Annotated in this window: 16 protein-coding genes and 1 pseudogene; 13 read left to right on the forward strand and 4 right to left on the reverse strand. The window is 45.3% G+C overall.

Going from position 1 to position 26,265, the window contains the following annotated elements; all coding sequences use genetic code 11:
- Nucleotides 1-56 precede the first annotated feature (56 nt).
- The 13 genes from DXD25_RS11435 (at nucleotide 57) to DXD25_RS11495 (ending at nucleotide 21,246) form a co-directional block, all read left to right on the forward strand.
- Nucleotides 57-3,146 carry a TonB-dependent receptor gene (locus tag DXD25_RS11435; RefSeq protein ID WP_117663632.1) on the forward strand — a complete coding sequence of 1,030 codons (3,090 nt, stop codon included), beginning with the start codon at nucleotides 57-59 and terminating at the stop codon, nucleotides 3,144-3,146.
- A 50-nt stretch (nucleotides 3,147-3,196) separates the two neighbouring features.
- Nucleotides 3,197-4,948 (forward strand): RagB/SusD family nutrient uptake outer membrane protein, encoded by a 1,752-nt coding sequence (locus tag DXD25_RS11440; RefSeq protein WP_117663613.1) that lies wholly within the window; start codon nucleotides 3,197-3,199, stop codon nucleotides 4,946-4,948.
- A gap of 441 nt (nucleotides 4,949-5,389) precedes the next feature.
- Nucleotides 5,390-6,811: an ATP-binding protein gene (locus DXD25_RS11445; RefSeq protein ID WP_117663614.1), complete on the forward strand. Its 1,422-nt coding sequence runs from the start codon at nucleotides 5,390-5,392 to the stop codon at nucleotides 6,809-6,811.
- Nucleotides 6,812-7,049: 238 nt separating this feature from the next.
- Nucleotides 7,050-9,911, forward strand: coding sequence for a leucine--tRNA ligase (gene leuS / locus DXD25_RS11450; RefSeq protein ID WP_117663615.1), 2,862 nt, complete (start codon nucleotides 7,050-7,052; stop codon nucleotides 9,909-9,911).
- Nucleotides 9,912-9,989: 78 nt separating this feature from the next.
- Nucleotides 9,990-10,943, forward strand: coding sequence for a YitT family protein (locus DXD25_RS11455; protein ID WP_117663616.1), 954 nt, complete (start codon nucleotides 9,990-9,992; stop codon nucleotides 10,941-10,943).
- Between the two features lie 5 nt (nucleotides 10,944-10,948).
- On the forward strand, nucleotides 10,949-11,566 hold the full coding sequence (locus DXD25_RS11460; protein WP_117663617.1) for a non-canonical purine NTP diphosphatase: 618 nt from the start codon (nucleotides 10,949-10,951) through the stop codon (nucleotides 11,564-11,566).
- Nucleotides 11,559-12,509 (forward strand): glycosyltransferase family 2 protein, encoded by a 951-nt coding sequence (locus tag DXD25_RS11465; protein ID WP_117663618.1) that lies wholly within the window; start codon nucleotides 11,559-11,561, stop codon nucleotides 12,507-12,509. Before DXD25_RS11460 ends, DXD25_RS11465 begins: the two co-directional genes overlap by 8 nt.
- On the forward strand, nucleotides 12,506-14,530 hold the full coding sequence (locus DXD25_RS11470) for a Por secretion system protein (RefSeq protein WP_117663619.1): 2,025 nt from the start codon (nucleotides 12,506-12,508) through the stop codon (nucleotides 14,528-14,530). Before DXD25_RS11465 ends, DXD25_RS11470 begins: the two co-directional genes overlap by 4 nt.
- Nucleotides 14,531-14,572: 42 nt before the next feature.
- Entirely contained in the window at nucleotides 14,573-15,637 is a 1,065-nt protein-coding gene (locus DXD25_RS11475; protein ID WP_117663620.1) for a glycosyltransferase family 2 protein, read from the forward strand.
- A complete protein-coding gene (locus tag DXD25_RS11480; protein ID WP_117663621.1) occupies nucleotides 15,592-16,572 on the forward strand; it encodes a glycosyltransferase in 981 nt (326 codons plus the stop codon). The genes DXD25_RS11475 and DXD25_RS11480 overlap by 46 nt, the downstream gene beginning before the upstream one ends.
- Nucleotides 16,573-16,641: 69 nt before the next feature.
- A complete protein-coding gene (locus DXD25_RS11485) occupies nucleotides 16,642-17,790 on the forward strand; it encodes a glycosyltransferase family 4 protein (protein ID WP_117663622.1) in 1,149 nt (382 codons plus the stop codon).
- Nucleotides 17,791-17,935: 145 nt separating this feature from the next.
- A complete protein-coding gene (locus tag DXD25_RS11490; protein WP_117663623.1) occupies nucleotides 17,936-19,660 on the forward strand; it encodes an AAA family ATPase in 1,725 nt (574 codons plus the stop codon).
- Between the two features lie 515 nt (nucleotides 19,661-20,175).
- Nucleotides 20,176-21,246 carry an ATP-binding protein gene (locus DXD25_RS11495; RefSeq protein WP_117663624.1) on the forward strand — a complete coding sequence of 357 codons (1,071 nt, stop codon included), beginning with the start codon at nucleotides 20,176-20,178 and terminating at the stop codon, nucleotides 21,244-21,246.
- A gap of 129 nt (nucleotides 21,247-21,375) precedes the next feature.
- Here the strand turns inward: DXD25_RS11495 and DXD25_RS11500 are convergent.
- From DXD25_RS11500 to DXD25_RS11515, 4 genes and pseudogenes are all read right to left on the reverse strand, one after another.
- A pseudogene (locus tag DXD25_RS11500) lies at nucleotides 21,376-21,576 on the reverse strand (cysteine peptidase family C39 domain-containing protein); the annotation flags it as partial.
- A gap of 2 nt (nucleotides 21,577-21,578) precedes the next feature.
- Nucleotides 21,579-24,215 carry a carboxypeptidase-like regulatory domain-containing protein gene (locus DXD25_RS11505; protein ID WP_117663625.1) on the reverse strand — a complete coding sequence of 879 codons (2,637 nt, stop codon included), beginning with the start codon at nucleotides 24,213-24,215 and terminating at the stop codon, nucleotides 21,579-21,581.
- 47 nt (nucleotides 24,216-24,262) lie between these two features.
- A complete protein-coding gene (locus tag DXD25_RS11510) occupies nucleotides 24,263-25,105 on the reverse strand; it encodes a GLPGLI family protein (protein ID WP_117663626.1) in 843 nt (280 codons plus the stop codon).
- A gap of 27 nt (nucleotides 25,106-25,132) precedes the next feature.
- Nucleotides 25,133-25,963, reverse strand: a complete 831-nt coding sequence (locus DXD25_RS11515) for a GLPGLI family protein (RefSeq protein WP_117663627.1) — start codon at nucleotides 25,961-25,963, stop codon at nucleotides 25,133-25,135.
- Nucleotides 25,964-26,265: the final 302 nt, after the last annotated feature.

Genomic DNA, 26,265 nt, shown 5'->3' on the forward strand with positions numbered 1-26,265 from the left:
TAGTAGGTGGCGCCAATGCGAGTACTGTTTCTACCTCAAACACATTGGGTGCAGCTATGATTGCACAGCAAGGTGCTGTTTGTAAGGGTGTGGTAAAGGATGCTACCGGTGAGCCTATTATTGGTGCTTCAGTATCAGTGAAAGGTACTAAGAATGCTACCGTTACCGATTTGGACGGCAATTTTACCCTCACTGGTGTAACCAAGGGTACTACAATCGTTATCTCTTATATCGGTTTCGTGAACAGTGAAGTAAAGTGGAACGGCACAAGCCTCAACGTTACTCTTGCTGAGGATACTCAGGGTCTGGAAGAAGTCGTTGTTGTAGGTTACGGTACACAGAAGAAGGTAAACCTCTCTGGTGCTGTTGCCAACGTGGATGGTAAGGTATTGGAAAACCGTCCTATCACCAACATCGGTCAGGGTCTTCAGGGTGTAGTTCCTAACTTGAACGTATCTATGAACAGTGGTGGTGCTCCTGGTGCCAGCTCTAGCTACAATATCCGTGGTAACACGTCTTTGAACGGCGGTAGCCCATTGGTATTGGTTGATAACGTTCAGATGGATGCCAACCTCGTGAATCCAGAAGACGTTGAGTCTATCTCTGTATTGAAGGATGCTTCTTCTGCAGCCATCTATGGTGCACGTGCAGCATACGGTGTGATTTTGATTACTACCAAGAAGGGTCGCAAGAGCGACAAGCCAACCATCTCTTTCAACGCTACAGGCTACTGGCAGAGCCCTGCCAAGTCATACCACAACGTTAATTCCATGCAGTACCTCAAGATGATGGATGAGGCTAACAAGAATGACGGTGGTTCAGGCCGATACTTCAAGGATCAGGTTTATAAATATACAGAGGAATACTTTAACGGAACCCGTAAGGATCCTGTATTCTTCGACGAGGCATACGACAAGGCAAAGTATGGCTATTGCGGCAATACCGACTGGTGGAATGAGCTTTACAAGACTTCATTCTCTCAGATTTACAATGCCAGCATCAGCGGCGGTAACGACCGTACTACCTACTATGCATCTCTGGGTATGAACGACCAGAAGGGTATCTTGACAGCTGGTGACGATAAGTACAAGAAGTACAACGCTAACGTAAACATCTCTTCTAACATTACCAAGTGGTTGAATGTAAGCGCTAAGATTACTCATACCTATACATCAGAGCTTCACCCTACCGGTGGTACTACAGCTATGAATCCTACAGCTTACTCAGGTTTGAGCGCATACTCAGGTATGATGAAGAACGACTTGAGCCCATTGATGCCAGTAAAGCATCCTGATGGACACTATGCAGGTCAGGGTAGCTACACCAACCCTATCGCTATCATGGAGCAGGGTGGTAACGCCAAGTATCGCCAGAACGACTTGTGGATGACTGGTGCCGTACGCATCACTCCTATCAAGGGTCTCGTGATCAATGCTGACTATACATGGAACTTCTACGGCAGAAACGCTAACGAGCACGTACGTAACTTCTACGACTATACAGCCGTTCCAGGTACAGAGAACTACTATCCTTGGACTAACCCAAGCAGTATCACCGTATCTAACTACGATGACTACTATCAGGCATTCAACGTATTTGCTGAGTACTCACTGTCTTTGGCAGAGAAGCATAACTTCAAGGTGCTCGTAGGTTACAACCAGGAGAAGAAGCACAACAAGTATCACTGGGTAGGTCGCAAGAACCTCATCGACAACGATACTCCACAGATCAACCTCGCATACGGTGATATTTCTACCAGCGGTAGCGAGAGCATGTGGGCAACCAATGGTCTCTTCTTCCGTTTCAACTACGACTTCATGGGCAGATACCTCTTCGAGTTCAACGGTCGTGAGGATGGTTCTTCTAAGTTCGCTAAGGGTAACCGCTATGCGTTCTTCCCTTCAGGCTCTATCGCTTGGCGTGTATCAGAGGAGAAGTTCTTCGAGCCATTGCGCAGCTGGTGGGACAACCTGAAGATCCGCGGATCTTACGGTTCTCTGGGTAACCAGAACGTATCTGGTAACTTCCCTTACCTGGCTACCTATGGTGTGAGCACCAAGGCTGGCGTATTGCTCGGCGGCACACGCCCAGTAGCTGTTTACGCTCCTGGCTTGGTAAGTAGCTCATTTACATGGGAGACTGTTAACCAGCTCGACCTCGGTATCGATGCAACATGGCTCAACAACCGACTGAGTGCATCTTTCGACTGGTATCGCCGTGACACCAAGGATATGTTGACCAGAGGTGCTACCCTGCCTTCTGTGCTCGGTACTAGCGTGCCAAGAAGCAACGCTGCCAACATGAAGACCACAGGTTGGGAAGTTTCTGTAGAGTGGAACGATCGCTTAAGCTGCGGTTTGGGCTATCACATCAAGGGTGTATTGTCTGACTATCAGTCTGAAATCACCAAGTACTCTAATGATGCAAAACTCCTCGGCGACCACTATGTAGGTGAGAAGATTGGCGAAATCTGGGGTTTGGTATCTAACGGACTCTTCCAGAGCGACGAGGAAGCAGCCAAGTGGGATCAGAAGGCTATCAACGGCGGCCACTGGAGTGCAGGTGACGTGAAGTTTGAAGATATCGATGGTGACGGCAAGGTAACTTGGGGCGAAGGTACAGTAGATAAGCCAGGCGACCGCAAGATTCTCGGTAACTCAACTCCTCGCTATGCATACGGTATCACAGCAGGTGCTGACTACAAGGGCTTCGACTTCGAGATGTTCTGGCAGGGTATCGGTAAGCGCGACTACTTCGGTGGTTGGGGTGGTGCCCAGTTCTGGGGCTTCACAGACGAGTGGTGTACTCCACAGACCACCTCTCTCGACTACTGGACAGAGGATAATCGTGATGCTTACTTCCCAAAACTCCATCACTACAGTGTAAATGGCAGTAACCACAATACCTCTTCACGCTATATGCTGAATGCTGCATACTTGCGTTTGAAGAACGTAACTTTGGGTTATACTGTTCCATCTAGCTTGTTGAAGAAGGTAGGTATTGCTCGCCTCAGAGTATTTGTACAGGGTGAAAACCTCCTGACATTGACTCCAATGAAGGTGAAGTTTGCTGATCCTGAAACACTTGGTAACATGACTTACCCTATCAACAAGAAGATCTCTGTTGGTTTGAACTTAACATTATAATGTTCGAGAGTTAGGAAAGAGTGTATTATTAATGCTTAAATAGACAGACAATGAAAATTAAAAATATATTCATTTTGAGTATGATGGCCGGTATGACACTTGCATCTTGCAACTATACCGATTTGAGCCCACAAGACTCATTTACAGATAAATCATACTGGAAGAGCGCCAACGACCTCAAGATGTACGCCAATGGTATCTACAGCAACATGCTGGCTGGTGCTTCTTCTACTCTTGATGGCGAGAGTGATAACTTTGTAACCAATAGCCCAAGTGGTTATTTGTTCAACAACTACACCGTTCCAACATCAGGCGGTGGCTGGGGCTGGGGTAACGTGCGTAGCTGCAACTACTTCCTGAAGCGTTATCAGACTGCTTCTGGCTCTGAGGCTGACATCAACAAGTATGTAGCTGAGGTTCGTTTCTTCAGAGCACAGGATTACTATAGCAAGATCCGTAATTTCGGTGATGTGCCTTGGTATGAGTCTGACCTCCAGACAGGTGATGAGGCAGAGCTCTTCAAGGGTCGTGACCCACGCAACTTCGTATTGAAGAAGGTAATCGAGGACTTGGAGTTCGCTATCCAGTGGCTCCCAGAGAAGACTATGGCTGAAAAGGGTCGTCTGCACAAGGATGCTGCCCGCACCCAGTTGGCTCGCGTTTGTCTCTACTACGGTACTTATATGAAGTATCACCACGAGGCTGGTTCTGAGGGCTTGACAGCAGAAAGCTTGATTACAAAGGCTAAGGAGCTGACCGACGAGATCATCAACAGCGGTAAGTATGAAATCGTAAAGGGTACTGACGCAGGTGCCGGCACAAGAGCATACGAGGGTTATCCACTCAGCTATGCCAACCTGTTTGTTCAGGAAGACCTTTCTGACAACAAGGAGGCTATTTTGGCACGCTTCTACGAGACAGGTGTCCTTACCCACGAGACTGGCCGTCAGGCTGGTGGCAATGGTATGGGCTTGAGCAAGGACTTCATCGAGTCGTTCCTGATGAAGGATGGTACTCCTATCTATAACGAGGGTTCTGGCTACGAGGGTGATGACAATCTGGAAGAAGAGATTGCCAACCGCGATCCACGTCTCTATCAGCTCATCGACAACAACCACAAGCCATTCTGGCTCCGCAACAACAAGCAGGTGCAGAACAAGATGCCAGACTGCTCTGTTTCTGGTGGTGTAACAGGTTATCCATGTACCAAGTTCCACTCTGCTGACGAGACTCAGTGGCAGGCTCGCAACACCTCTTACGACTGGTTCATCTACCGTTATGCAGAGGTATTGCTCATCAACGCCGAGGCTAATGCCGAGTTGGGTACATGCACTCAGGCTGTTCTTGACAAGACCATCAACCAGCTTCGTGACCGTGTAGATATGGCTCACCTCACCGTGAACCCAGTTGCCGACCAGAAGCCTATCAACTATGGTTATGAGCTTTCTAACCTGCTCTACGAGATTCGTCGTGAGCGCCGTATCGAGTTGGTTGGCGAAGGTTTCCGTATGGACGACTTGAAGCGCTGGAATGCGATGAAGTTGTTGGAGAATCCTCTTACTACTCTGGGTATCCGTGTTACCGACAAGGTGAAGGAGCAGTATAACGGGATCTACGCTTTCGATAACAGCAACACCCGCGTATATAACGGCAAGACATATCTCCGCATCTACGCAGAGAGCTATGACGATGCTGCAGGTCGCAAGTGGTCAGACAACGATCGTCGTTGGTTGTATCCATTGCCAATCGACCAGTTGGCTTTGAACAAGAACCTGACCCAGAACCCAGGATGGACAGAATAACTATTTATCACAATAATGAGTTTTAGAATAGGCTTATAGTAAGATTAGGTTTATAAGATAAGTTTTTAAATTTGGTTCATTTATTGACTTACACTATTCTATAAATGAAAACTGATCGTATGCCCTTTTGCTGTGAAGCAAGAGGGCATATCTTTTTTATAGCCACTACAAAGCCTAATTGCACCCTTATTCTCCACTTAGCATTATCGACTATAAATAACTTTACAAGTCAAATGCAATGAAAATAACTACACCTAAACAACATATAGAGGGCAAGCGATACTTTAGCCAAATCGGACGAAAAAACACCGATTTGGCTAATATATAAGGAATACTTTAGCCAAATCGAGTTAAAAAACATTGATTTGGCTAAAGTATCGTTTGCTTTTTCAAATAATTATCGTATTTTTGCACCGTAACAAATTATCTTATTCAAGCGATATGGAGCAAATTATAGGACGAAAAACGGAAATCAGACAGCTTACCGAGTATTACCATTCAGGAAAGGCTGAGTTTGTGGCAGTGTATGGAAGAAGGCGCATCGGCAAGACTTATCTGGTGCATAATCTATTCAAGGATGAATTTGCCTTTGAGATGTCTGGGTCTATTGATGCACCAGCCGAGGCTCAATTGTCTAATTTTGGCTATGCTTTGCGTGAATTTGGCGACCCAAAGCTGCCTTTGCCTTCTAATTGGACAGAGGCATTTGAGATTTTGAAGCAAATGCTGAAGTCGAAGTTGGGAGGTAAGCGCATACTGCTTTTTATAGACGAGTTGCCTTGTCTTGATACTCCCAAGTCTAATTTCCAGCAGGCTTTTGAGCATTTTTGGAATAGTTGGGCGGCTAATCAGAATGAGATTATGCTTGTGGTTTGTGGCAGTGCCACATCGTGGATGATTTCTAATCTCATAGATAGCCATGGCGGACTTCATAATCGTATTACGCATGAGATGTACTTGGCTCCATTTACACTAGGTGAGACGGAGGAATTTCTCCAGGCGAATGGATTCTTGTGGCCACGTCTTTCCATCTTGCAGATTTATAGCATGATGGGTGGAGTGCCTTACTATCTGAGCTTGCTGGACAAGACGCAAGGTGTGGAGGCTAATGTAGATCGATTGTTCTTTGCTGAACGTGGTGAACTGAAACGAGAGTATGATAGGCTGTATTCTTCTTTGTTCCGAAACTCGGAAATCTATATGAGAGTGATAGAAACGCTGGCAAAATGTAAGCAAGGCATGACTCGCAAGGAAATTTCTACGCATCTGAATTTGAAGTCGGGTGGAACATTGACCAAGGTGCTTCGGGAATTGATCAACTGTGACTTTGTAAGAGGTTATAATACGCGTGAAAAGAAAATCAAGCAAAAAGACCAGATTTACCAGCTCACGGACTTATACACCTTATTTTATATGTCCTTCTGTCATCCTGGTACCACGGATGTAGCTTACTGGACGCATCAGATGGGCAAGCCTCGCCAAAACACATGGTATGGCTTGGCATTTGAACGTATCTGTATGTTGCATATTCCTCAGATAAAGAAGAGTTTAGGCATTGAGCAAATCTATACGGAGTATTATTCCTGGCGAAGCAAGTGCTCTACACCTGCGGCGCAGATAGACTTGCTGATAGAGCGAGCTGACCATCTGATTAATCTCTGTGAAATCAAGTATTCGCAGTCTCCTTATAGCATAACGAAGGAGGAAGAGCTTCGTATAAGAACTCGTATGGCTGATTTCGTAGAAGAGACGGGAGTACGTCATGGCATCTTGCCTACTTTGATAACTACGTTTGGTATTCGTCCTACAGCCCATTCGGCAATAGCACAGGTGCAACTCACCATGGATGATTTGTTTACATAAAAATGATAGTTAAAGAATAACATTCTGGGTGGCTCTCGGAATTGAAAGCCGCCAGTAGCTTGGTGACGTATTCCACATCATACTGCGGAAAGGGCAATACTAGCATGCCCAGGCATTAAAATCATAAAAAACTTGCATTTTATTTTGTAATGTGCTAAAATAAATGTAATTTTGCACCTTGAATGGGGTTTTACCTTATTATATTTAAGAAAAGAAACAAAATAATTAGATAAAGACAATGGAATACAACTTCAGAGAAATCGAGAAGAAATGGCACCAGAAATGGGTCGAAAACAAGACCTACAAGGTGACAGAAGATGAAAACAAGAAGAAATTCTATGTGCTCAACATGTTCCCTTATCCATCAGGAGCTGGTTTGCACGTAGGTCACCCACTTGGTTATATCGCTAGCGATATCTATGCCCGCTACAAGCGTTTGAACGGATTCAACGTACTGAACCCTATGGGTTACGATGCTTACGGATTGCCTGCTGAGCAGTATGCTATCCAGACAGGTCAGCACCCAGAGGTTACTACCGTAGCCAACATCAACCGCTATCGTGAGCAGCTCGACAAGATTGGCTTCTGCTTCGATTGGGACCGTGAGGTTCGTACCTGCGACCCTAAGTATTACCATTGGACTCAGTGGGCTTTCCAGAAGATGTTCAACTCATTCTTCTGCAACAGCTGCCAGAAGGCTCAGCCTATCGAAAAGCTCATCAAGCGCTTCGAGGAGAAGGGTTCTGCTGACTTGAACGTGGCTCAGAACGAGCAGATTGACTTCACAGCAGAGGAGTGGAACAGCTTCGACGACATGAAGAAGCAGCAGATCCTGATGAACTACCGCATCGCTTACCTCGGCGAGACGATGGTAAACTGGTGCCCAGGTCTGGGTACTGTGCTTGCCAACGACGAGGTAGTAAACGGCGTAAGTGAGCGTGGCGGTTATCCTGTCATCCAGAAGAAGATGCAGCAGTGGTGCTTGAGAACATCTGCCTACTCTCAGCGTCTGCTCGACGGTTTGGAGACCATCCAGTGGAGCGACAGTATCAAGGAAACCCAGAAAAACTGGATTGGCCGTTCTGAGGGTACAGAGGTAGTATTCTCAGTAAAGGACAGCGATGTGAAGTTCACCATCTTCACTACCCGTGCCGATACCATGTTTGGTGTAACCTTCATGGTTCTGGCTCCAGAGAGCGAGTATGTTCAGCAGGTAACTACTGCCGAGCAGAAGGAAGAGGTGGAGAAATATCTCGACTACGTGAAGAAGCGTACTGAGTTGGACCGTATGGCTAACCACAGCGTAACCGGTGTATTCTCAGGAAGTTATGCCATCAACCCATTCACCGGCGAGGCTATCCCAGTATGGATTTCAGAATATGTATTGGCTGGATATGGTACAGGTGCCATCATGGCTGTGCCAGCTCACGATAGCCGTGACTACGCCTTCGCCAAGCACTTCAACCTGCCTATCATTCCTCTTATCGAGGGTGCTGATGTTTCAGAGGAGAGCTTCGATGCCAAGGAAGGTATCGTAACCAACTCACCTGTGGCTGGCAAGGGCAGCATGGACGGCTTCTCTCTGAACGGACTCACCGTGAAGGAGGCTATCGCAGCTACCAAGAAGTTTGTTACCGAAAAGGGCATCGGCCGAGTAAAGGTAAACTATCGTCTCCGCGACGCCATCTTCTCTCGTCAGCGCTACTGGGGTGAGCCATTCCCTGTATATTACAAGGACGGAATGCCACAGATGGTTCCAGAGGAGTGCCTGCCACTCGAATTGCCAGAGATTGAGACCTACAAGCCAACAGAGACTGGCGAGCCTCCATTGGGCAGAGCCAAGAAGTGGGCTTGGGATGCTGAGAAGAAAGAGGTGGTTGACAAGAGTCTCGTAGATAACAAGACCGTATTCCCACTGGAGCTCAACACCATGCCAGGTTTCGCAGGTTCTTCTGCTTACTACCTGCGCTACATGGATCCTCACAACGATGAGGCTCTCGTAGGCAAGGAGGCTGATGAGTACTGGCAGAATGTAGATCTCTACGTAGGTGGTTGCGAGCATGCTACCGGTCACTTGATTTACTCTCGTTTCTGGAACAAGTTCCTCTTCGACATGGGCGTAAGCTGCAAGGAAGAGCCATTCCAGAAGCTGGTGAACCAGGGTATGATCCAGGGTCGCTCTAACTTCGTTTACCGCATCAACAGCGATGACCACGACAAGGCTCCTGTATTCGTAAGCTTGAACCTGAAGAAGGATTACGACGTAACCCCTATCCACGTAGATGTAAACATCGTAAACAACGACCAGCTCGACATCGAGGCATTCAAGGCTTGGCGCCCTGAGTATCAGAACGCTGAGTTTATCCTGGAAGATGGCAAGTACATCTGCGGATGGGCTATCGAGAAGATGAGCAAGAGTATGTTCAACGTGGTGAATCCAGATATGATTGTCGAGAAGTATGGTGCTGATACCCTGCGTCTCTACGAAATGTTCCTGGGTCCTGTAGAGGCAAGCAAGCCTTGGGATACCAACGGTATCGACGGTTGCCACCGCTTCCTGAAGAAGTTCTGGGGTCTGTTCTACGAGAACCGCACCGACAACTTCCTTCCATCAGCCGACGAGGCAGCGAAGCCAGAGAGCCTGAAGAGTGTTCACAAGCTCATCAAGAAGGTAAGCGAGGATATCGAGAAGTTCTCTTACAACACATCTATCTCAGCCTTCATGATTGCGGTGAACGAACTTGGTCAGCAGAAGTGCCGCAACAAGGAACTCCTCACAGACCTCGTCATCCTCATCGCTCCATTCGCTCCACACATCGCAGAAGAGTTGTGGGCAGCACTTGGCGGGCAGGGCAGCGTTTGCGATGCAGTATGGCCTAAGTATGATGAGCAGTATCTGAAGGAGAACGATATGCAGCTCACCATTTCCTTCAACGGTAAAGCTCGTTTCCAGATGACTTTCCCTGTGGATACTCCTAACGAGGAAATCCAGAAGCAGGTATTGGCAGACGAGAAGAGCCAGAAGTACTTGGAAGGATTCAACGTATTGAAGGTGATCATCGTACCAAAGAAGATCGTCAACGTAGTGTTGAAAAAGTAATTTATTGATAATATCCAGAAGGTCGTCTCATCTAAAAATGGGCGACCTTCTGCGCTTTAAAAATACGAGGAAAATATTATGCAAATAGCAATCAGTCAAAAAGTTAAGAATGAAATCAAGGACTATTTCTACATTACACTGGGTCTGTTGATTTATACATTTGGATGGACCATTTTTCTGCTTCCATACCAGATAGTAACGGGTGGCGTAACGGGTATCGCAGCCGTGATTTACTACGGCACAGGGATACCTATCTATTTGTCTTATTTTCTCATCAATGCCGCCTTGCTGCTGGCTGCGCTGAAGATTCTGGGATTCAAATTCATGGTGAAGACCATCTATGCCATCATCATGCTCTCCCTATTCCTGGCGCTGGCGCAAGACTGGATGATAGGTGAAAATGGCAAGATGGTACAGGTGCTGGGAGAGGGACAGGACTTCATGTCGCTCATCATCGGCTGTCTGTTTACAGGCTTGTCGCTCGCCATCGTCTTCCTGCACAATGGAAGTACGGGAGGAACGGATATCATCGCCGCCATCGTGAACAAATACCACAATATCTCGCTGGGCAGAGTGCTCATCTTCGTGGACCTCGTCATCGTGGGCAGTTCATTCTTCGTCTTCAATGCGAAACCCGATTTCACCACGATAGATGCTGTCAGAAAGGTAGTATTCGGTCTATGTACCATGGTGATAGAGAACCTGGTGCTCGACTATGTGATGAATGCCAAGCGAGAGAGTGTACAGTTCATGATTTTCAGCAAGAAGTATCAGGAGATAGCCAACGCCATCGGTACGCAGATGGACCATGGTGTGACGATTCTGGATGGCCACGGCTGGTACACCGGCGATGAGATGAAGGTGCTCTGTATTCTTGCCAAGAAGAACGAGAGCGTCACCATCTTCCGTATCGTCAAGATCATCGACCCGAATGCCTTTGTCAGCCAGAGTGCCGTCATCGGTGTGTATGGCGAGGGATTTGATGAAATGAAAGTGAAAATCAAGGAGAAAGACATTAAGAAAATCAAATAGTGATTATGAAGATAGTATTTGCAACCAATAACCAGCATAAGCTCCAGGAAATCCGCGACATCCTGGGCAGCGACTACGAGGTGGTTTCGCTGAAGGAGATAGAATGCGATGTGGATATTCCTGAAACAGGAAATACACTGGAGGAGAATGCCTTGCAGAAGGCGCAGTATGTTTACGACCATTATCACCTGAGCTGCTTTGCCGATGATACCGGTCTGGAAGTAGAGGCGCTGGATGGTGCGCCGGGTGTTCACAGCGCCCGCTATGCTGAAGGTACCGACCACGACAGCGAGGCAAACATGGCTAAACTGCTCAGAGAACTAAATGGAAAGGAGAACAGAAAGGCCCGATTCCGTACCGTGATCTGCTACATCGAGAAGAAGGATGTCTGCCCTTGCGGCTGCACCAGCATCAAGAAAATCCATCAGTTTGACGGCATCGTAAACGGTTCTATCGCTACCGAAAAGCACGGCACCGAAGGTTTCGGCTACGACCCGATCTTCGTTCCGGAAGGCTACGACCAGAGTTTCGCCCAGCTGGGTGAGGAAATCAAGAACGGCATCAGCCATAGAGCCAGAGCCGTGGCTAAACTGGCTGAATACTTAAAGAACAAAAATGATTAATACCCTTTCGATATTAATCCCTACATATAATAATGTATGCGTTGAGCTTGTAAAATCCCTGCAAGCTCAAGCATCGTTATTGTATTCATCTTCAGATTCTCTCTCTTCATCTTCTGATTCTTTCTCTTCATCCTCTCATTTCGAATACGAAATATTAGTCGCCGATGATGGTTCTACAGATGAAAGAACCATAGAAGGCAACCGTATCATCAACACCCTCCCCCATTGCCGCTACATCGAGAGAAAAGAGAACGTGGGCAGGGCTGCCATCCGCAACTTCCTGGCAAGGGAGGCGAAATATACCTGGCTGCTTTTTATCGACAGCAACATGAACGTAATCAGCCATCAGTATCTTGCCAATTATCTAAAAGAAAAAGAAAGCGATGTGGTCTATGGAGGATATCAGATAAAGAGGGATGCTGAAACCAAAGAACGGCTGAAATATAACCTGCGATACATTTTCGAATCTGCCGGCACGCAGAACGGAAATCATCTCCAGCGACAGGCTAACCCCTATGCAGACTTTCACACCTCCAACTTTATCGTGAAGCGAAGCATCCTGCTGAAACACCCATTCGATGAACGTTTTTCCCACTATGGATATGAAGATGTGCTTTGGGGCAAGAATCTAAAAGACAATCACATACCGATTCTTCACGTGGATAATCCACTAGGTTATGAACACTTTATAGGCAACATGTCGTTTCTCTATAAAACAGAGGAAAGCCTGCGTACCCTCTATCAGTTCAGAAATGAACTGCAGGGCTATTCCAAAATCATCGACTATGCCCACAAGCTGAAAAGATGGTATCTCTATCCACCTTGCCAGTATCTCTTTCCGCTGCTGAGTCTGCCAATAAAAGCCAGGCTCACAGGCAATAAACCCAGTATTTTTATGTTTAATATATATAAGTTATTATATTATATACATTTAGATAGATGAGAAAGAAAATATGGATACTCCTCTCGTTCCTGATCCTTCAGGTTGCCACTTTCCAGAGCAGCGCCGCCATCGGCGACTGGAAAGCCTATATGGCGTACAGCGAAGTGCAGGAAATAGAAGAAGCCGGCAACTGGATATTCGTGCAGGCTTCCAGCAATCTCTATGCTTACAACAGAAACGACCAGAGCATTCAGACCTTCAGTAAGATGGATTTCCTGAACGACTGCGATATCCAGCACATCGCTTACAACAAGACTGCCAAGCGGCTGCTCATCCTCTACAGCAATGCCAACATCGACCTGATGAACGCCCAGAACTGGAGCGTGCAGAATCTGCCGGATTACTATGCTGCCACCATCACGGGCGACAAGACCATCAACGATATCTATATGTATGGCAAATTCGCCTATCTCTGCTATGGTCTGGGCATCATCAAGCTCAATATGGCGGATGGGGAAATCAGCGATACGTATCAACTGGGATTCAAGGTGAACTGGTGCGAAATCAGGGATAACCAGATCTATGCCTACAGCCAGGAGGAGGGTACCTATCGCGCTGCCCTCTCTGACAACCTGCTCGACAGAAACCGATGGAGCAAGGTGGGGGCTTACACCGCTCCCAAGAAAGAGGACAAGAGCGAACTGATGAAGCTGGTAAGCAGCCTGTTGCCAGGAGGTCCGAAGTATAATCATTTCTGGTATATGAAGTTTATCCACAACCAGCTCTATACCTGCGGCGGCGCCTTTCTTTCGGGAATTTCTCTTGATACCCGTCCCGGTACCATCCAGGTATTGAACCGGGACAACTGGACCATCTATCAGGATGACATCAGGAATACGACGGGTTACCAGTATCAGGATATCAACTGTGTAGAACCGGATATCCACGATCCGAACCATGTGTTTGCTTCGGGCAGAACCGGACTCTATGAGTTTACAGACGGCAAACTGACACATTATTATAATAAGGACAACAGTATCCTGGAAGCTGCCGTGGATAGAGGTACGGTACTGGACAACAACTATGTGCTGGTGCATAGTCTGCTATCGGATGAAAACGGAAAGCTGTGGATTCTCAACAGTCAGGCTACCCACCGCTCCATCATCGAGATGAAAGACAACCAGTTGGTAGCCCACGACCAGAAGACATTGAACCCGAACGGCTACAGTCTTTCGGCGATGACGGGTCTGATGAAGGACAGGCAGGGCAGGCTCTGGTTCGTGAATGACAATCATGAAACTCCAGCCATCGTCTGCTATCAGCCGGAAACTGATGAGGTGAAGATGTTCAGCAAGCCCTTCACCAACCAGGATGGTGCTGAAATCAATCTCTATTACATCAGATGCATCAAGGAAGACCTGGAGCATAATCTGTGGATAGGAACCGACCAGGGACCTTTCTACATCACTCCGCATATCCTGGATGATACGCAGCCAACGCTTACCCAGGTGAAAGTGCCGAGAAACGACGGTACCAATTATGCCGACTATCTGCTGGGCGGTGTGGATATTACCTGCATGGCAGTGGATCAGGCAAACAGAAAATGGTTTGGTACCAGCAACAACGGTATCTATCTCATCAGCGCCGACAATATGGAGCAGATTCATCACTTCACGGCAACCAACAGTAAGCTGCTGTCGAACAACATCGAATCGCTCGCCATCAACGATGCTACCGGTGAGGTGTTTATCGGAACCAACAAGGGTCTCTGCTCCTATATGAGCGATGCTACCGCCACCAACGAAGAGATGACCCAAGACAATGTATGGGCTTATCCGAACCCGGTAAAGCCAGACTATACAGGACTCATCACCATCACCGGTCTGTCGCTGGATGCGGATGTAAAGATAGTCAGTACCAGCGGAACCCTGGTGAATCAGGGCAGAAGCAACGGCGGCACCTATACCTGGAACGGCTGCGACCAGAAAGGCAGAAGAGTGGCTAGCGGAATCTATATGGTGGAAACCGCTACCAGCAACGGAGAGAAGGGTACCGTCTGCAAAATAGCCATCATCAGATAAAAGAGACAGCATCTTCTATCAGAAATATCAAGAGAACAAGCAATGAAACTCAGTATCATCATCCCCGTATATCGTGCCGAAGATACGCTCGAAAGATGTATCGGGAGTATCCTGCAGCAATCATTCACCAGCTACGAGCTGATTCTCGTAGATGATGGATCGCCTGATGCGTGCCCTCTGCTCTGCGATGAATATGCCGGGAAAGATTGTCGTATCCACGTTATCCACAAGGAAAACGGAGGTTTAAGCGATGCCAGAAATGTGGGGATAAAGATGGCTAAAGGACTGTATATCACCTTCATAGACAGTGATGATGCGATAGGGGAAAACTCGCTTCAACAGCTGATGGAAGAACTTTATCAACATCCCGATGTGGATATTCTGGAATATCCCATCATGGAGAGAATCGGTCATCCCCATCGGGAAAAGCTCCTCTCCTTCTCTCCGAAAACCTATCAGAATGCCATCGAATACTGGTTGGCGGAAAAGGGCTATCATCATACCTATGCCTGCAACAAGATATTCAGGCGTTCGCTGTTTCAGAACATAGAATTTCCTAAAGGAAAAAACTTTGAGGATGTGTGGACGATTCCGAAACTGATAGGGCTGACGGAGACTGAGATTACTCCGGATAGGGCGATAGTTTCTCCCCCACCATTGAAAATAAGGGTGACGGATGTAGGGAAGTATCTCTATTACTGGAATCCTCACGGCATTACATCGCAGGCAAAATATCCCGATCTGCTTCAGCTGTATCTGGGACAGAGGCAGGCTTTGATGAAGCTGAAAATAGCGGGTAAAGAAAAGATGAAGCTACAGATGGAAGCAAAAGAAGAAACCAAGCTACAAATGGGAGCAACAGAAGAAATTCCGCTGAAATATCAGTCTTCATTAGAAGATTTCCTGACGCAGCATCTCAATGTCCTGCTCGATCTCTACGATTTATCAGGAAGATATGAACCGGATCCTCCCCTTATCCACGCCGTGAAATGGCTGGAAGGAAAAAAGGGGATTCATTCATTCAAACTCAAACTATTCAATATTTTAGGTTATCATTCATTATGCAAAATCAATCATCTCATACACAGAATATACAGGCACCCTTAGTAAGTTTCATCATCACCACTTACAATATGCCTACGGAATATCTGGAGGAATGCCTCAAAAGCATCCTCCAGCTCTCACTCAACACCAAGGAAAGAGAAATCATCCTCGTGGATGATGGAAGCGATATCTGTGCAATCAACGGGATCACGGAATATCTGCAGGATATCATCTATCTGAGACAGCCTAACCAGGGAGCCAGCGTGGCTAGAAACTATGGTATGATGATAGCCAAGGGCAGATTCATCCAGTTTGTGGATGGCGACGACTATCTGGTACAGACCGCCTACGAACATTGTCTCGACATCGTAAGATATCATCAGCCAGACATCGTGACTTTCAACTATGTAAAAAACAGGCAGACGGATACTCCTCCTTATGAATTGCCGACTCCGATATCGGGCACAGCCTATATGAGCAATCATAACCTGCATGGTTCTGCCTGCTCCTATATTTTCCGCAGCAGCATCAGAGGAACCCTGCAGTTTACGCCGGGCATCGTATATGGAGAAGATGAGGAGTTTACCCCTCAGCTCTTCCTGCGTGCCGAAAGAATCTTCAAGATGGAGACTGAGGCTTATTACTATCGTGAGAATCCGAACTCCGTAACCCATCAGATGGATCATGAGAAGATTAGCCAGAAAATGGATAACAGTCTGGAGGTAATCCTGCACCTGCAGAAACTGCTGGATAAGATTCCGGTGGCTGAAAGACAGGCGCTGAGTCGCCGCATCGCCCAACTCTCGATGGATTATCTGGTGAACAATATCCGTCTGAAACATTCGCTGATAGCCCTGAACCACGCCATCAAGAAGTTGAGAAAGCATGGACTCTATCCACTTCCAGACAAGGAATACACCAAGAAATATACCATGTTCAGAAAGATGATAGGTACATACGTAGGAAGAATGGCGCTCCTCTTTTTCATCAAGAAATAAATGAAAAGGAGGAAGATTTTATCAGATAAATAAAGAGTATATCAGATAAATAAAGATTATATCAGGAAGATGAAGATTCTATTAATGGGAGAATACAGTAACGTACATGCCACACTTGCCGAGGGACTCCGCAAGCTGGGGCATGAGGTTACCGTGCTCTCCAACGGCGACTTTTGGAAGAATTATCCACGAGATATCAACATGGTGAGAAAGCCTGGAAAACTAGGTGGAATCCTATATTTGATAAAGTTATACACAATTGTGCATAAGTTAAGGGGATACGATATCGTCCAGCTCATCAACCCGATGTTTCTGGAGTTGAAGGCTGAGCGTATCTTCCCGATTTACCGGTATTTGAGAAAGCACAACAGGAAGGTGGTGCTGGCTGCATTCGGTATGGATTACTATTGGGTAAGCGTCTGCTGCCAGGATAAGCCATTGAGATACAGTGATTTCAACATAGGAGATGATTTACGCACCAATGCCGACGCCCTGAAAGAAAGAAAAGACTGGCTGGGAACCGCCAAGGAAAGACTCAACCGGATGATTGCTGAAGATTGCGACGGCATCATAGCGGGACTCTATGAATACTGGGTATGTTATCAACCGCATTTTCCACAGAAAACCACGTTTATCCCCTATCCTATCCATACTTATACACAATCCTATCAGGATAGGAATAAAAGGGCAGCTTCTGTAGAGACATCTTCTGTAGATATCTCCCGAAGACCTTCCCGAAAGTTGAAGTTATTCATAGGTATCAACAAAACCAGAAGTGAGTATAAGGGTACGGACATCATGCTGAAGGCTGCCCAGGCAATCGCCGAGAAATATCCGGAAAAGGTAGAACTGCGTATCGCCCAAAACGTGCCTTTTGCGGAATATGTAAAGATGATGAACGGCAGCGATGCCATCCTCGACCAGCTCTACAGTTATACTCCATCGATGAATCCGCTGGAGGCAATGGCAAGGGGCATCATCTGCATAGGTGGTGGAGAACCGGAAAACTACGAGATTATCCACGAGGAGCATCTCCGTCCCATCATCAATGTGCAGCCCAACTATGAGAGCGTATATCAAGAGTTGGAGCACCTGGTGCTTCACCCGGAACTGATACCGCAGCTTAAGCAACAGAGCATCGAATACATCAGCAAGCATCATGAATACATAAAGGTAGCTAAACAATATGAAGAATACTACAAGAGCCTGTTAGCCTAGGCTCTTGTTATAAAAAGACGTCGCCTACAGGATATTGGAACGAAGGATATCATTTAAGGAAGTTTTTGAAAAAAGCCTTGCTATTCCCAATTATTTCCACTATCTTTGCAATCGAATAAGTTGCACTCTATAAAACGAAGAAGATATGGATTACAAGAGATTACCATACGGCGTTGCCGATTATACCTGGATTAAGAGTCAGAACAGATACTGTGCTGACAAGACGATGTATATTCCAAAAATGGAGGAAGCAGGAGACTTTCTCTATCTAATTCGTCCACGTCGTTTTGGCAAGAGTGTCTTCCTCACGATGCTTCAAGCCTACTACGACATCGAGAAGAAAGACTCGTTCCATACCACATTCAAGGATACTTGGATTGAGTCGCACCCGACCGAAGGACTTGGCAAATACCAAGTCTTATACTTCGATTTTTCCAGAGCAGCGGCTGGTCCTGGTACTTTGGAAGAAAACTTCAATTTATATTGCAACAGCGTACTCGATGGTTTCATCAAAAAGTATGCAGCCTATTATGATGAAGATTTCAACATGGAGGAATACCTTGGCTTTTCCGGTGCCTCCTATAAGCTAAATGCACTGAATATTTATTCCAAGAGAAAAGGTACGCAACTTTACCTCATCATCGACGAGTACGACAATTTCACCAACAACATCCTGAGCGAGGAAGGAGAAGCTGTGTATCACGCCTTGACTCATGCACAAGGCTTCTACCGTGACTTCTTCAAGCTATTCAAGGGAATGTTCCAGCGCATCATGATGATGGGAGTTAGTCCTGTCACCGTGAACGACCTCAACAGTGGCTATAACATCGGCACCAATCTCTCCATGGACCCCATGTTCAATATGATGCTGGGATTCAGCGAGAACGAGGTGCGGGAAATGATAGAATACTACAGAGAAGTAGGACTCATCAATGTTCCGACCGACCAGCTGATTACCGACATGAAGCCTTGGTATGACAACTATTGTTTCGCAAAGGACAGCCTGGTCACAGATCCAAAGATGTTCAATTCGGATATGGTTATCTATTATCTCCGCCATTTCATCCGTTTTGGCAAAGCACCGGACGAGATGGTAGACCCAAATACCATGACTGATTATGCCAAGATGAAGAAGATCATCTTCCTGGACAAGCAGCAAGGCGACCGCAAGAGCGTGCTGAAAGAAATCATCAACCAAGGTTACATCTGGGCAGAACTGAGAGAAAGTTTCCCTGCTGAAGACTTGGTTGACCCAGATCTGTTCCCCAGCCTGCTCTACTATTACGGCATGCTGACCATCATTGGCAAGCGTGGCAGAAGAGTAAAGTTGGGAATCCCTAACGAGAATGTACGCCGCCAATATTACGGCTATGTGTTGGATGAATACAACAAGGATACTAAAATCAACAATAATCATCTTGCCGACCGATACGATGTAATGGCTCTAGATGGTAACATCAAGCCAGCCATCGAATACATTGCCGAGGGTTATAAGAACTGCACGAGTATCCACTCCAGCATTCAGGCAGAGCGCAACCTGCAAGGGTTCATCGCCGCTTATCTCAACCATAGTGGTTATTACTACATCATCCAGGAAATGGAGTTGAACGGCGGCTATTGTGACTTGACGATGATTCCTGACCTCACCCGTTTCCCAGAGGTTGCCCATGCCTATCTCCTGGAGTTGAAGTATCTGAAATCAGGTGATACCGATGAAGAAGGCATGAAGGCTTTAGAAGAAGCAAAGGCGCAATTAGACCAATATGCTCAAGACGCAAGATTGCCACAGCTGATGAGCGGCAAGCCTATACACAAGATTGCTATTATATATAAAGGTAACGATCTTTGGAGAGTAGAGGAATGGCGCTGAAGAGGATAAGCCCTAATGATCTTTTATATTCAGCGACGTCGAATCTCCGTTCAGCGACGTTGAATGTGCATTCAACGACGCTGAATGTATGTTCAACGTCGCTGAACGGAGATTTTCTTTAATAGTATCAGCATTTACCATAAAGGATATTCCTATTTTCCTTTAATGGTGTTTTAATTTTCCCTTAAGGATATTTCCATTTTCCCTTAATAGTATGCCTATTTTCCCTTATGGGATTGAGCCGTCATTAAACTAGTTTTGCCACTATTTAATTCATCAAAATAGAAACGACAAGGCTTATGAAAAGACTATACTTGCAAAAATCCCTCATTGAGGGATTATTTGTATCTTTGCTGCAGTTTTTAATGATATTCATTTAAAAGAGCAAGATAAGTCTTACGCTGACGGCTCAATCTAAAAGATGTTAAACAATAATAATTTAAAGGAGTTTATCTTCTAAGCATCTTTATTTTTTCGTATCTTTGCGAAAAGTTTCGTTACGAAAAAATTCGATTATGGAAAATCCGTTTAAATTTGGCTCATTGGTTGATGCCCCATACTTTACAGACAGAGTGAAAGAACTGGACTACATCGTACAGTTTCTCAAGAGCGAGAACCACCTTGTTCTTATGTCACCACGACGTTTTGGCAAATCAAGTCTCGTAAAAAAGGCTGTTGTCCAAACCCAACGACCATACCTATGGCTCAATATGCAAGCCGTGCTCAGCAAAGAAGATTTTGCGGCAAAGCTTCTGAAGGAACTGCTCAATCAATTCAAACTGGAAAAGATGAAGCACTATATTCGTAACTTCCGCATCATTCCTTCTATCAACATGAACCCGATGACAGACGAGCTATCGGTTTCATTCCAACCATCAACTGACAATGGAACAACTGCAATAGAAGATGTTTTAAATACAATTCAGAAGGTTTCTACACCTCAAAACAAACTGATTGTTGTCTTTGACGAGTTTCAAAGCATCCTGGAAATCGATAAAGACATGGATAAGCAGCTCCGTTCCATCATGCAGGAACAGACAGGCATCAATTACATCTTTCTGGGCAGCCAGGAATCGATGATGACAGATATCTTTGAACGGGTGAAGTCTCCATTCTATCATTTTGGAATGCTGATGAGACTCAACAAGATTCCATACGAAGATTTCAAATCATATATTGCAGACAGATTGAAAGATGTATCAGAGCAGCCTACTCAAATTGCAGACGAGATACTGGCCTTTACAAGTTGCCATCCATACTACACGCAACAGCTTTCATTCGCAGTTTGGAACAACCTGGAAGCTGGCAAAAACGAGGATGTACTCCAACTCGCCGTAGAAGATATCATAACGACCCATGATTTAGACTACGAACGTTTATGGTTGAATTTCAACAAGACAGACAAATATGTAATGGTCAGTATCTGCGAGGGCAACAATCCTGCACAAGACAGGAACCAACCTACCAGCACGATGACCAGTGCCCTATTGCGTTTAAGCAAGAAAGGCTACATCATCCGAAGTGACAGATATGAAATAGAAGACCCATTCTTCAGGAAATGGATACTCAAGAATATGATTGGGTAAGATTATATACTGAGAAATCGCCAGCGAAGCTGTAGAAAGGCTTCACTGGCGATTTTACAAGAGAGATTTATCTATGTGTTAACAAAACAAACTCGCTCCAAATTGGACTTTGATTGGATATCAATTAGAGCGAGTGCTTATCCAGTGAAATCCCAATATTCTTGCAGCCTCGTTGATGCCCAGCATGGAGACACCTTCCGTTGTGGCAAAGCAAATCTTCGACAGAGAGTCCAAAGAGTATTCCCTGCCGAAATATCTACATATCATCTGCAAGCAGGTGATACCGCATTGCATGCTGTCATGCTGATGTTCTATCTTTATATGTGCCATTACTAAAAATGAAAGAATATAGACATTAATATTGTTCTACCTCGCAACTGATACTCCTTGCTCGTACGGGTCAACCCAGAATAAACAGTATAACCATAGGTGCGCTGATTGAAAAGATTAAGCGCAGTCAAACTCAATTCCATTCCATTCCTGAAGCCATAACTGGTGGATGCATCGGCAAGAGCAAGATTCTTGTGCTGATGATCTGCTATCTGATTGCGATAATGCTCTCCATGCAACTTGATGAACCATGACTTCAATGGCTGGAAGTTGAAAGTGAGATGATGGGCAAGATTGATAGAGGAAGAATCGAAAACCAAATTCTTCAATACCATCTTATCCTTATCCCAGTTCAGCTCATAGGTGAAATTGAACCAATCCACAGGACGACCACTCCATTTTGCCGACAACATATAGTTATCAGATGAATAGGCTGAAGGAGAATCGTTCTGACGCAGGAAGCCATCAAACCTCAGATAATCAAAACCTACGCTAACGAGTCCATGCATGAATCCCAATCCCTTACTCACCTTTCCACCAGCCATCAGGTTTTCAGAACTGCTGCTGTTGGAGAAATAGGAGTTGATGATATAATCACCCACAAAATCACGAGCCACCGTAAGATGACTGTCAGACCAGATCTTGCGGATGTAGGCATTGGCAAAGACGGTAGCAAGAGGACGCTTATAGTTGATGTTGAAGGAAACATGCTTGCTCCTGTCGGCGGTATAATCCACAAAACCCGTATAAAGATTACGGTAATCACGCATCAGCAGTCCCTGATAGAAATTCTGTTCATCCACTTCCCGCTGAGCGATTCCACCGGAAAGCGTAGCCTGCAAACGGGCGGTGAGGAAATAGCTCACGCTGAGTTGAGGAGCAACCAGTGTCTTGCTGGCATTCTCTTTCGCTCCCATCAACTTATCATTATAATAATAAGGTGTAAAGGTGATGGGCATCTGGAAACGGATATGCCAGCCACCCTGGTTATACTCTGCCTCCGGCGATGCATAGGCACGGAAGAAGGTCATGCCTATCTGATTGCGCATATTACCCAGGGAATCGGGTACTCCCTCCAGATGACTCTTCATCGTTCTGCTCAATACCTGCAAGCCAACCTTCATCATGACGGTAAAAGGCTTGAGGAAAAAGCCGAGCGAAGTATTGGTATGACTGAAGAATGCTGCCGAACGAACACTTTGATAAGCCGTTTGCTGCGAATGATCAACAGACAGAGAGTGCGGATTCACCATATAAGCATTATACGTGTTAAAGGTATAGGTTCGTTTACCACTCCGATGCAACAGTTCCAGCTTGTCTGATACTTTATACTTCGGCATCTTGACCTGCTGATGATTAGGATAAGAGCCGGCAATATCCATCATGACATCATTCCAGGCCAGGTCGGCGGAAAGCTGATTGGCTACATACGCCTTTTCGCCATTCGAAGTCAGCGTAAAGTCGGCAACCAACCTGTTCTGCTTCTGTTTAGCCTGTTCATCCTCTACATCATAAATGGTTGAATCATTCAGGAAATACTGAGTATTACTGAATGAGGAAGAAAGAAGACGGTCGTGGGTATAGACTATCTGAGAAGACAAATCCGTATTTTTGCCTAACACCCAGAGATTATTGGTTGTGAAAACATGGGTCTGGTTCTTACGCACCCGACTGTCTGAAATATCCGTCAGCAGGTCGGGCGTAACATTCACGTAATCTTTCAGATTATAAGAATTTCCCATCACTCCAGTTCCACCATCCGAAAAGAGGAGATTGCCTTCACCGGTTACATCCGTACCTATATTATTACTCTTGAAGGTATTGAGCGACTGGGCTTTCTTGGCAAAGCGCATCAACGACATCTCGCCTTCCCAGACATTCAGCTTACCAAACTTCTCCCCTTTCTTCTGCTCCATACCGCCACCTGCCTTCAACGTTCCTACCAGACGGCTCTTGGCAGATTCCTTCAGTTTGATGTTGATGGCAGGATCTTGCGAGAACAACATATCTTCCAAAGCCTTGATAGGTTGATGATTGGTCATCACCTCTACCGAACCTACATCCTTCTGATGGATATTGTTGGTGGCGATGGAATAGCGGCCGCCGAGCATATCATGTCCTTCGATATAAAACTTGTTGATAGCCTTGCCGTTATATTTGATTTCTCCCTTGTCCGACACCTCTATTCCCGGCATCTTCTTCAAGACATCAGCCAGACTCTTGTCGTTGGCATCGGCAAAGCTTGCCACATTGTAGGAGATGGTATCGCCCCGCTGTCGGATGCTTGGAGCCTTCACCACAACATCCTTCAGCTTTGTAGCCTGCTCCGTCAGGAGCACATGATAAACAGTAGTATCCTTCGACAAAGGAATAGTTTTCACAGCATATCCCATCATCGAGAAATGCAGCACGTTACGACCATCCGGAATAGTATTGAGCGACAGCAGGAAACTTCCATCTGCCTGTGTCTTGGTAAACTTCAGAATTCTATTGCCGGCTGCAGGTCGGATGGTAACCATCACTCCCTGCAACCCATTGCCCGTATAGGCATCTTCCACCTTACCCGACAAGGTGACTTGCTGGGCATAGGTCAAAGTGCTCATACAGATAAACCACAGATATAAAAACAGTTGCTTCATAAATTATCTTCTTGAGAAACCAATCCGTTCTCTCTTTACGTTGATACTTATTCTTTTTCTATCAGATCATAATTCAGAGCCTCATCCGAACCACCCAGAGATATTCCCGTTGAAGCCTCGTTGATACTGTTCCAATTTTTCAGATACTTATATTTTGATTGCAGGAAATCCTTTCTTGTCGTTTTCTGAAAGCGCTTGAATTCCTTGTCCTGTACCCCAAAAGTAATAGGTGTTGCACTAACCTGCTGCATTCCATTGATACAGAAATAGTATTGCTTTCCCCTATCATACACTTCCATAATCAAGCCAGGGAGTCCGCAGAACTTCCAGGGACCGTCACTTACAGGAACATCCAAGGCAAACCAGGCTGTCCATTGTCTTCCCCGGAAGCAGCAGGTAGCCTTTTGGCATTCATGACCGAGCACCATCTTCGTGCTGTCATTTTCCATATTCCATTCCTGCGCATTCAGGGAATCTCCATAAAGATAATATTGCCCCAACAGGAAATCTGTAATGGTCATTTCCCCTTGCGGATAATTCTTATAAATGGTAGCAGTCATTCTGCGATGGGGTATGGCATTGCGCAATTGTCGCCCTTTCAATCCCTTCCCTATCGCTTCCGTCAAGAAGCTATCCCATAGTTTATCGCCATTAGGAGAAGCCATCAGAGAATCACACTGATAAGTATAATAGCTATAGCATTTAGAACACTCCGCTCCGATTTGCAGATAGAGCAAGTCTTCCTTGCGCTGTTGTTCTCCAGACAGCGTATCCGTAAGATATTCATATACATAGCTACACAGCATATTAGCCGTATCTATCTTCTTATTTTGGGCAAAGCCAATAAGATAAAAAGTTAAAAATAGAAATATGAAACACTTTCTCTCCATAACTTTTTCTTGTTTAAAATTAATATTCTATTCTCTTTCTATTAAGTCATAATTACGTTGAGAATCTGACGAGTCCAGCGATATTCCTGTCATCGCCTCATTTATGCTATTTGAATTACGAAAGTAATTATATTCAGACTTCAGAAAAGCTTTCCGGTCTATCTTTATCCGTTTTCTATTGAAAACATCATAAACGATAGGCGTACCAGCATCCTTCTGCAATCCCTTGATGCAAAAATATTGCTGTCTCCCCTTGTCATACACTTCCATAATCAAACCTGGAAGTCCACAAAATTTCCAAGGGCCATCACTCATAGGAACATCCAAGGCAAACCATGCCGTCCAAGAGCGACCACGGAATCTGCAGGTTGCCTTCTGGCAGTTATAGCCTAATATGTTTTTAATGCTATCACCTTCTACGACCCAATTCTGTACACCCAGGCTATCACTATATTCATAATACTGAGACATCAGATTGTCCGTTACCGTCATCATGTTCTGCGGATAATTCTTATAGACGCATGCCGTCATTCTGCGATGTGGAAAAGAATTAGTCAGATATCCTTCACGCTTAAAGGCTTCTTTGAATAAAGCACGAAACTTTGCCTTGCCATCTTCTGTAGATTGCAAGGAATCCGACTGATACGTATAATAGCTGTAGCATTTTGAAACATTCTTTCCGATAGAAAGAAAGAGTAAATCCTCTCCTTTCTCATCATTCTTTATCGTATCTTTCGAATAACAATAATAATATGAGCACAAAAATTGCCCATGATCTATAACCTCATTCTTAGCTTGCAACAGAAGCGCCCCCAAGAACAACATGGATATACTTATAAAAAATCTCTTAACAACCATATTAATATAACCTTTAAGTTTAAAGAATCACCTTTGTCATTTACTGAGTCCACTTAAAAAAGTAAGGCTTGTTGAAAGTAGGCTCAGTAAATTAAAATATCTAGGTGCAAAATTACGGCAAATTGCTCAAACCACCAAACTTTTTACATCATTTCTCACATAATATTTGCCCCCTAAATTATTATATAAAAATGATGTTAGAAAGCACGCTACTTTGAAAAATTATTTGTATTTTTGCACTTTTAAAGTTTAATAGTTAAAAACAATACTCTGTTAATTCTTATGTAATCGATTGAAAATGA

It is taken from the genome of Prevotella sp. TF12-30 (assembly GCF_003436715.1).
Classification (GTDB): domain Bacteria; phylum Bacteroidota; class Bacteroidia; order Bacteroidales; family Bacteroidaceae; genus Prevotella; species Prevotella copri_A.